6 protein-coding genes, 1 pseudogene and 1 other annotated feature are annotated in these 9,958 nt (G+C 53.3%); of the genes and pseudogenes, 1 reads left to right on the top strand and 6 read right to left on the bottom strand.

Going from position 1 to position 9,958, the window contains the following annotated elements:
• Positions 1-738 precede the first annotated feature (738 nt).
• The 5 genes from mgrA to AC0LWM_RS18410 form a co-directional block, all read right to left on the bottom strand.
• Positions 739-1,731 (bottom strand): L-glyceraldehyde 3-phosphate reductase, encoded by a 993-nt coding sequence (gene mgrA / locus AC0LWM_RS18430; protein ID WP_474676439.1) that lies wholly within the window; start codon positions 1,729-1,731, stop codon positions 739-741.
• Positions 1,732-1,942: 211 nt separating this feature from the next.
• Entirely contained in the window at positions 1,943-2,854 is a 912-nt protein-coding gene (locus tag AC0LWM_RS18425; RefSeq protein WP_474676438.1) for an EamA family transporter, read from the bottom strand.
• Positions 2,855-2,976: 122 nt separating this feature from the next.
• Positions 2,977-4,359 carry a UDP-N-acetylmuramate--L-alanine ligase gene (murC, locus tag AC0LWM_RS18420; protein ID WP_474676437.1) on the bottom strand — a complete coding sequence of 461 codons (1,383 nt, stop codon included), beginning with the start codon at positions 4,357-4,359 and terminating at the stop codon, positions 2,977-2,979.
• Positions 4,360-4,366: 7 nt separating this feature from the next.
• Positions 4,367-5,743: a bifunctional folylpolyglutamate synthase/dihydrofolate synthase gene (locus AC0LWM_RS18415; RefSeq protein ID WP_474676436.1), complete on the bottom strand. Its 1,377-nt coding sequence runs from the start codon at positions 5,741-5,743 to the stop codon at positions 4,367-4,369.
• A gap of 134 nt (positions 5,744-5,877) precedes the next feature.
• Entirely contained in the window at positions 5,878-8,571 is a 2,694-nt protein-coding gene (locus AC0LWM_RS18410; RefSeq protein WP_474676435.1) for a valine--tRNA ligase, read from the bottom strand.
• A 79-nt stretch (positions 8,572-8,650) separates the two neighbouring features.
• Positions 8,651-8,871: a binding site (T-box leader), on the bottom strand.
• Between the two features lie 173 nt (positions 8,872-9,044).
• Here AC0LWM_RS18410 and AC0LWM_RS18405 point away from each other — a divergent pair.
• A complete protein-coding gene (locus tag AC0LWM_RS18405; RefSeq protein ID WP_474676434.1) occupies positions 9,045-9,209 on the top strand; it encodes a hypothetical protein in 165 nt (54 codons plus the stop codon).
• On the opposite strand, the pseudogene AC0LWM_RS18400 reads toward AC0LWM_RS18405, so the two are convergent.
• Positions 9,159-9,875 (bottom strand): annotated as a pseudogene (locus tag AC0LWM_RS18400) (VanW family protein). The gene AC0LWM_RS18405 and the pseudogene AC0LWM_RS18400 sit on opposite strands and share 51 nt — an antisense overlap.
• Positions 9,876-9,958 lie beyond the last annotated feature (83 nt).

The following is a 9,958-nucleotide window of genomic DNA, read 5'->3' as shown; positions in this document are numbered from 1 at the left end:
GCTACGCTCGCCGCCGACCATGTATTCTGAATATTCGCAAAGTAACAGAGATTATCCATTATCTCGACGCACTACCCTACTGACTTACACAAACTTCTTGACGCTACCACGAATTCTCGCATTATTGCATGATTCAGAAAAAAATTTCTGAAATAAAGAAAATTTTGGCTAAAAACAGAAAATAATTTCTGAATTCTGCTCTATCCCCCTCTTTGCTCCATAATTTCAGAAAAAAGTTTCTGATTTTCAGAAATTTTTTTCTGAACGCAATGCAGAGCACTATAAATACGAATCCTATCCATCTATTTCGGCAAGCTGCAAGTACCGAACAATCCGATCATCCATTTCATCGATGGTGACGGAACGGGTCCTGACATTTGGCCGCTTGCCATCCCAATACTTATCGTATTTATGAAAAAGGCTGCTCCTCCCTACCCGAACCATCGAGTGTTGGAGAAACAGCCTTCTTTTTAGTTGAACTATTCATTTGGATCGGGTCCGCTTGTTACCATCACTAATATCCAATACTATTGGAGCCATCTAGTTATCATTTAAATCTTAAATTACCATTGCAACCTTCCATCATCACAACTACCCATTATCATCGCAGCTACCTATTATCATCGCAGCTACCCATTACCATCGCAGCTACCCACTCATCGCAGCTACCTATTATCATCACAACTACCTATTATCATCGCAGTTACAACCAATCGCCACGATTTGCAGCTTACCCGTTTACCCTTGTAAAATCCGTTCAATCTCAGCCAGCTCGTCGGACGTGAAGATGAGCTTGCTTAGCGCCGCGACATTGTCCTCGATTTGGCTGACGCGGCTTGCGCCGATCAGAGCCGACGTCACGCGGCCGCCGCGAAGCACCCAGGCAAGCGCCATTTGCGCCAGCGTCTGGCCTCTGCCCGCAGCAAGATCGTTCAATTGCTGCACTTTGCGGACCGTTTCCGGCGTCACGGCGCTTTCCTGCAAGAAGCCGGTCGGCTTGGCCGCCCGCGAATCGCCCGGAATGCCGCCCAAATATTTGTTCGTCAGCAAGCCTTGCGCCAGCGGACAAAACGCGATGCTGCCGACGCCATGCTCGTCCAGCACGTCCTGCAAACCTCTCTCGATCCAGCGATCGAACATGTTGTACGAAGGCTGGTGAATGAGGAGCGGCGTTCCGAGCCCTTTCAGGATGCGGATCGCTTCCGCCGTTTGTTCCGCGCTGTAGCTGGAAATCCCGATATAGAGCGCCTTGCCTTGCCGCACGATTTGATCGAGCGCCGCCATCGTTTCCTCCAGAGGCGTGTTCGGGTCCGGACGGTGGGAATAAAAAATATCGACATAATCCAGCCCCATCCGCTTTAAGCTCTGGTCCAGGCTCGAAATCAAATACTTTTTGGAGCCCCACTCGCCGTAAGGTCCCGGCCACATATAATAGCCGGCTTTGGTCGAAACGATCATCTCGTCGCGATAAGGCGCGAAGTCCGTTCGCATCATTTGTCCGAACATCTCTTCGGCCGAACCTGCAGGCGGGCCGTAATTGTTCGCCAAATCGAAATGCGTGATGCCAAGGTCGAAAGACCGGCGGAGCATAGCCCGTCCGTTCTCGTATGTATCGACCCCTCCGAAATTGTGCCATAAGCCAAGCGAAATGGCCGGCAGCAGCAGTCCGGACTTGCCGGTCCGGTTATACTTCATCGTCGCGTAACGCTCGGAATGCGCTTGATATACCATACAATGGATTCCCCTTTCGGTGTGATCGGTTTCATTCGGTTCCATTGTAGCTCAATCGCGCTGCATTTGCCATGCAAAATTGCGACAAATGGATGGGGCTGCGGCGAATATCCGATACTTCCGTCGGACAGTGCCTAAGCCTCCACACTCGTCGTGACGCTGACCGGGCGTCCCGGTTCCGAATTGGGCCGCAACCGGCTAAAATAAATCATCATTCCATCATCCGAATCGAGCGCTTCTTCATCCCTATCAATTCCGGCAGCGCAATGCCTGCCAATATGAGAACGACGCCAAGCCATTGCCATAACGAGACATGCTCGCGCAAAACGAAGCACGACATAAGTACCGCGGTCGGAAGCTCGGCCGCGCTCAGGATGGAGGCAAGGCCGCCGCCGACGTGCGGCACGCCGAACGTAAAGCAGATCGTCGGGATGACCGCGCCGAACAATGCGAGCAGCAGCCCCCATAACAGCAAGCCGTTCCAGAGCGAACCGTCGAACAAAAACGTAGGCGGGTAAACGATCCATACCAATGCGAGGCCTCCGATCAGCATAATCAGGCTTCGGCTAATCGGCGCCACGTCCGACGCGGCACGTCCGCTGAAAATAATAAATGCGGCGTAAGAAACGGCGGATAGCAATCCGAGGACGATACCGCCCAAGTGGAGCGTAAGCGAACCCGAATCGCCGCCGATCAAGCCACCGGCCATCACCGTGCCTACAACAAGCGGAATCAAGGCGAGAAGCTTTTCTTTTCCGGGCATTTTCCGGTCAAGGATCGCTTCGATTAATATGCCGATCCACGTAAATTGAAACAGCAGCACGATCGCAATCGAAGCCGGAATATATTGCAAAGACCCATAATACAGCATGCCGGTTAACCCGATCGGCGCACCGACAACAAGGAGCGTGAGCCACTTTTTGCCGGACACCGTCTTCAGCCGGACCCGATCGTCTTTGCGCCGCATGACGAAATACAGCACGAACATCATCAGCACCCCAAGCATCATTTGGCTTCCCGTCACGCCGTTTACGCCAAATCCTTCGTCGTATGCCAGTTTGACGAATGTCGAAAGCACGCCGTAGCTGCATGCCCCGAGAATAATAAGAAATAAATACCGCATCGACAATTCCCCCTTTTCAAATAAAAAGAGGATACCTAAAAGGTATCCTCGAGTGTCTTAGTGTTAACTTCCTCATTTCTGAGTCCGTTCATCCGTATCGGATGTCGAAGAATTATTCAATTCTAGGCGCCGCTGCGCGCCTTAAGCTCCGCGGCCAAGCCGTCCGCCGCTTTCCATATGTCGCCCGCTCCCATCGTCAGAACGAGGTCGCCGCTGCGCACGCGGCCGGCCAAATACGACTGCACTTCCTCTTTGGTCGGAATATAAGTTGTATTGCCATTGCTATTCTGAATGATCAATTCGACGAGCTTCTTCGAATGGATGCCTTCGATTTGTTTCTCTCCTGCCGGCGAATAAATATCGGTAATAATCACTTCATCCGCTTCTTGGAAAGCCCGGCTGAATTGATCCAGCAAGAAATAGGTGCGCGTATAGCGCTGCGGCTGGAATACCGCAACGATTCGTTTTCCGGTCGCTTTGGCAGCTTGAATCGTTGCCTGGATTTCCGTCGGATGATGGGCGTAATCGTCGATGACGAGAATGTCGTCGACTTCGCCCATCACCTGGAACCGCCGTTTCGCGCCACGGAATTGCTTGATCGCTTCTTTGATCTGCTCGAACGACAGACCCGCTTCCAGGCACGTAATCAGCGTAGCTAACGCATTGTATACGTTGTGGCGTCCCGGAACCGACAGCTCCAGCTCGCCCAGCTCCTGGCCGCGGCAGCGAACCGTAAACGATACTTTGCGATCGCCGAGACGGATATGATCCGCCGTGTAATCGGCCTCCGCATCGATCCCGTACGTGATCGTACTCGAACCGATCGCAGGCAGCATGTTCCGCAGCGTCTCGTCGTCACTGCAGACGATCGCTTTGCCGCCATCGCGCACTTGGCTTAAGAAACGGGCATAAGCGTCCTTCAGCTTGCCGAAATCGCCATCATAATTTTCCAGATGGTCCGCTTCGATATTGGTTACGATCGCCAAGTACGGATGGTACTGCAGGAACGAGCCGTCGCTTTCGTCGGCTTCCGCGACGACATATTCCCCTTTGCCCGCCTTCGCGTTCGTTCCGACGTTGACGATTTCCCCGCCGATAATGTAGGTCGGATCGATGCCGCACGTTTCCATGACGAGGGCGATCATCGACGATGTCGTCGTTTTGCCGTGCGCTCCGGCAACCGCAACGCCTTTGCCGGAATTCATCAGACGCGCCAGCATTTGCGCCCGGTGCAGCACCGGAATGTTAAGCGCCTCCGCCGCGACCCGCTCGACGTTATCCTTGGACAGCGCCGTGGAATATACGACGAGATCGGCTCCATGCACGTTATCCGCCTGATGTCCGATAAATACGCGGGCACCTTTCGCCTGCAGCTTATCGATCAGCTCCTGACGAGCGACGTCGGACCCTGTAACCGTATATCCCATCTCAAGCATTACACGGGCAATCGCGCTCATGCCGTAGCCGCCGATGCCGATAAAATGAACATGCTCTGCTGTATTCAAAAACGTCTCACCAACCTTTTTCAGAATCGGATTGATATAAAATCCAAGAGCGTATGTCGGAAATTAAATAAAGCGTCCCGGTAACGACACCGAGATCGTCCTGCTTCGTCATCGCCTTCAGTTGTTCCAGCGCCGCTTTCCAATCGGGCTCAACGATGATGTTCACCGTTCGTCCCACTTCAGGCAGCAGCTCTTCAACAATATCCGAAAGCGCCGACGCGTCCATTTTTTTGCGAAAATCCGGTTCGGTTATGATGAGCGTATCCACTATTGGTAGTATATGCCGGAAATAGTCGCGATGATTCTTCGTTGACAGCATGCCGGCCATGATGTGCAGTTGTCCGTACCGGTACGTGCTGCGCAATGCCGCTGCAAGCGTCTCCGCGCCTTCCGGATTATGCGCGCCGTCGATGAGAATTCGAGGATCGCTCGAAACCATTTCAAGCCGCCCCGCCCACTGCGTATCCTTCAGGCCGGCTAATAAATCCTCGTCCTCTACGATCAACGCGTAATATTGACGCAATACTTCCAACGTCATGACGGCGACGGCGGCATTTTTGAACTGGTGCGGTCCGTTCAGCGAAATCGCTATATCCGAAACGGATCGGAATGGCCCGTTAAAATCGAATACCTGGTTATTCTCCTCCGACGAGATCGGCTTTACCGAGAAATTATCGTCAAGCAGGTAAAGCGTAGATTGACGTTCCTTTGCCGTCCGGCGGATGACTTCGACCGCTTCGGGCTGCTCCACCGCGCTTACGACCGGGACGCCCGGTTTAATAATGCCAGCCTTTTCGACGGCAATCTGCTCCAGCGTTTCGCCCAGAATGTCCATATGGTCATGGCCTACGTTCGTAATGACCGATACGACCGGCGTCACGATATTCGTCACGTCAAGCCTGCCGCCAAGTCCCGTTTCCCACACGACGTAATCCGGGTATGTGACTCTGGCATAGAACAGAATCGCGAGCGCCGTCGAAACCTCGAACATCGTCGGAGAACCGAGCTCGGTTGCCGCGATTTCATCGACATGCGGTTTTAATTCATTTGCGAGCCGCAGAAGCGTCTCTTCTTCGATATCTTGACCGTTATATTGGAAGCGGTTCGTGAACTTCGTAATATACGGCGAAGTAAACGTACCGACATCATATCCGCTTTGAATGAGGACACGGGTCAGGAAGGCGCAAGTCGAGCCTTTGCCGTTCGTGCCCGCCACATGAATGAACTTCAGCCTGCGCTCCGGATGGTTCAATCGCTCCATCAGCAGCTCCATGCGGCTTAAGCCGGGACGTACGCCAAACGGAATGAGTCCGTTAATCCAGTCCACAGCCTCTTGATAATGTGAAAAAGCGGCTGCCGCAGCAGCCTCATGCGATTGTACCATCGTATCTCTACCTTCTTACGCGCAAATTTTATGGATTGGGCAGCGGAAAACGATTGGACCGAGCGATGCCCGGCAATCCGTTCCGCTGCCGTTTCGATATCGATTTCTCAACGTCCGAGAGATCCGCGGGTACGTTAGCCGCGCAGCTCCGCGATCCGCGCCAGCACTTTTTCACGTTTGTCGGCGTAATCCTGCATTTTTGCTTTTTCCTCTTCGATGACCTTCGCCGGCGCTTTGGCGACGAAGCCTTCATTGGAGAGCTTCTTCTCGACCCGCTCGACTTCGCTGTTCAGAAGCTGCAGCTCTTTCTCCAGTCGGGCAATTTCCTGGGCAATATCGATCAGTCCCGCGAGCGGCAGCAGCAGCTCCGCTCCGGAAACGATGCCCGTCATCGCCTTCTCAGGCGCGGCGAGCGCGATATCGATTTCGAGCTTGGACGTGTTGCAGAATCGGCGAATATAATCTTCGTTCCGGCTGAGTACAAGCTGGATTTCTTCGTTCGCCGGCTTGATCAGCAGCTCGACCTTTTTGCTCATCGGCACGTTGACTTCGGCGCGAATGTTGCGGACGCTGCGAATGACGTCCATAAGCAGCTCCATCTCCCGGACCGCTTCCGGCGCTTCGAAGGAAGCCGTATATTCCGGCCAAGCAGCAAGCGTGATGGTTTCGCCTTCGTGAGGCAGATGCTGCCAAATTTCTTCGCTGATATAAGGCATGAACGGATGAATCAACCGCTGCGTCCGGTCCAGTACGTACGCGAGCACGGATTGCGTTTTCCGTTTCGCTTCCGCATTGTCGCTGTACAAGCTCAGCTTCGCGAATTCGATGTACCAGTCGCACAAATCGTCCCAAATAAAGTCGTACAGCTTCCGACCTGTTTCGCCGAACTCGTAGCTATCCAATAAACGCGTAACGTCGCGCGAAGTTTCGTTCAAGCGATGAAGAATCCAGCGGTCGGCCGTTCCCAGCTCTCCGCTTAGGTCGATATCGGCAGCCGTGAACCCTTCCAGGTTCATGAGCGCAAAGCGCGACGCATTCCAAATTTTGTTCGCGAAGTTGCGGGCTTGCTCCACCTTCTCCCAGCGGAAACGCAAATCCTGTCCCGGCGTGCTGCTCGTCGACAGCATAAACCGCATCGCATCGGCCCCGTATTGGTCGATAACTTCCAGCGGATCGACGCCGTTGCCAAGCGACTTGGACATTTTGCGCCCTTCGGAATCCCGCACCAATCCGTGAATGAGCACGTCCTTGAACGGCATTTGATCCGTGAACTCCAGACCCATAAAGATCATCCGGGATACCCAGAACGGAATGATGTCGTAACCGGTCACCAGAACATTCGTAGGGTAGTACGTTTTTAAGTCCTCGGTTTGTTCCGGCCAGCCGAGCGTCGAGAACGGCCACAGCGCGGAGCTGAACCATGTATCCAGAACGTCCTCGTCTTGATGCAGATTGCCGCCTCCGCATTTGGCGCATGCCGTTACCTCGTCACGGGAAACGTTCGGTTCTCCGCAATCGGCGCAGTGCCATGCCGGAATGCGATGGCCCCACCAAAGCTGACGGGAAATACACCAATCGCGGACGTTTTCCATCCAGTGCAAATAAATTTTCTCGAATCGGTCCGGCACGAAGTTGACGCCGTTGCCGCTTTTTTGAGCTTCGATCGCCCGCTCCGCGAGCGGCTTCATCTTCACGAACCATTGCGTCGACAAGTAAGGCTCGACGACGGCGCCGCTTCGTTCGCTGTGGCCGACCTGGTGCACATGGTCCTCGATTTTGACGAGCACGCCAAGCTCCTTCATATCGGCGACGATTTGCTTGCGGCATTCCGTTCGGTCAAGTCCTTTGTACTTGCCGGCATTTTCGTTCATTTTGCCGTTTTCGTCCATGACGAGAATTTGCGACAGGTTATGGCGTTGCCCGACCTCGAAGTCGTTCGGATCATGCGCCGGCGTAATTTTAACCGCGCCGCTGCCGAACTCTTTCTCGACGTATTCGTCGGCGACAACCGGAATTTCCCGGCCGATAATCGGCAATACGAGCATTTTGCCGATCATGTCTTTATAACGCTCGTCCTCCGGATGTACGGCAACCGCCGTATCGCCCAGCATCGTTTCCGGACGCGTCGTCGCGACGGTAATGGAGCCGCTGCCGTCCTTCAGCGGATATTTCAGGTGGTACAGGTGGCCCTGCACCTCTTTATATTCGACCTCAATATCGGAAAGCGCCGTGCGCGCCGCAGGGTCCCAGTTGATGATGAATTTGCCGCGGTAAATAAGCCCTTTTTCGTACAGCTTGACGAATACTTCACGCACCGCGCGCGACAATCCTTCGTCCATCGTAAACCGTTCACGGCTGTAGTCGAGGGAGAAGCCTACTTTAGCCCATTGTTCGTGGATGTTGTTCGCGTATTGCTCCTTCCACTCCCATACCTTCTCCAGAAACTTTTCACGCCCAAGGTCGTATCGGGTTACGCCCGTTTCGCGCAGCTTCTGCTCAACCTTCGATTGGGTCGCAATGCCGGCATGGTCGGTGCCCGGCAGCCACAGCGCATCCAAGCCTTGCATCCGTTTGGCGCGGATCATAATATCCTGCAAGGTGCAGTCGAGCGCATGGCCGATATGCAGCATTCCCGTTACGTTCGGCGGCGGGATGACGATCGTAAACCGTTCCTTCGCCTGCGGATTGCGCCCCGCCCGGAAATATCCGCCTTTCATCCAATAATCGTACCATTTGGCTTCGGCCGCTTTCGGATCGTACGTTGTCGGCATCGCCGTCGTTGTCGTCGTATTCGTTGTTGCTTCTGTTGACGCTTGAATTTCTGACATGCAGCATTCCTCCATATTGAAATTCCTAACTGTTCCTAATGGCTCAAGGTTACCGAAAAAAAGAAAAAACCTGTTCGCCGCAAAGGACGAAAGGTTTTGCTTCCGTGGTACCACCTTCATTTCGCATCCGTAAAACGGATACGACACTTGTTAGGATAACGGCTCTTCACCGGCCCGTCCGGCATACCGGACGCGCAACTCAAGGGCGACTTCGGCGAGTTACATCCTGCGAAACCTCACAGCGAACGGTTCCACTCTCTGAAGGGTTGGCTGCCTACTATTCCCTTTCAACGCTTTTATGCATATATAACAGTATGATACCCATCTTCTCCATAACAGTCAATATATAAACCACAATCGGGGAATATCCGCAGAAGATCCGCATCCCGTTCATCCCGCGGGGAAAAGCTTGTCATAACTTCGTTCGCTTCGCACATAAACATAACTAAAAGCAACGCAAGGTGGTGTTCACGTTGGAACGTTGGTGGTTCAAAGTCCGGTATACGATCAAAGGCATTATTTTTCCGCTCATTTGCATTCAGTTTGTGCGTACGCTGTTGCTCCCGACGGGGCTTGACGTATTTATCTTATTCGTGCTGTTCTTGATTTACTTGGGCTTTTTGCTCGATGTGTATTAAATGCTGCGGCAATTCGTATTTGACCTCCGAAAAATTACGGATCAATTGTTCTTCCTTCAATACGCTGCCGGTTGACTTGTCGATGGACCGCCTCCAAATTTCGTTCTCGCGAAAATTTAGGCCTCCCTGCCTCAGGAAGCGATGGTTCCTCTCTTCGATATGGTATGCCAACTTCCACTCGCGATCGCTATGAAGCGAACCTTTCAAATGCGTGTCGGTCAGCCACAGCTTGAACTGAAATGTGACGTCCGTCGGATTGTAGAAACGAAGATCGATATAGTTGAAAAAAACGCTCGCCCCGCTCCCGAAAGGTAGGACCCGCTGCTCATCAGGGAACGGATCGAAGCTATGGTGATGGCGCTCGACAACCTCAAGCGGGCTGTGGAGCGCCATCCATTACAGCAAATTCGCCAGCTGGCACAAGCCTCCGCCGACCCCGGTCTTCACTTCTCCCTTCGATAGCTGCAGTCCTTCCAAATACCCTTTGCGGGCCGTCGTTCGTCCGACAAGCCGCCAGAACGAGAACGTTTCGCCAGGCTGAATAAGAATGCCGTCCATCGCCTCGATGCTCAGCCGCAAATTCGTAATTTTATTTTCCTGCAGCTGCGGGTCTGAGGTTCCAAGTTTTCTTCGGAGCAGCGATTGATGTTTCTTGCCGGTATGCATATAAATTTGCCGGACTCTCGTCTTTGCGAATTTTCGTCCCGATATCGCGTCGTGCAGCCTTCGCTGGACTCGAAGCTGGGCCA

The organism is Paenibacillus sp. sgz302148, assembly GCF_056120465.1.
The sequence above is the reverse complement of the archived record's forward strand: the minus strand, read 5'-3'. Positions and strand labels throughout refer to the sequence as shown.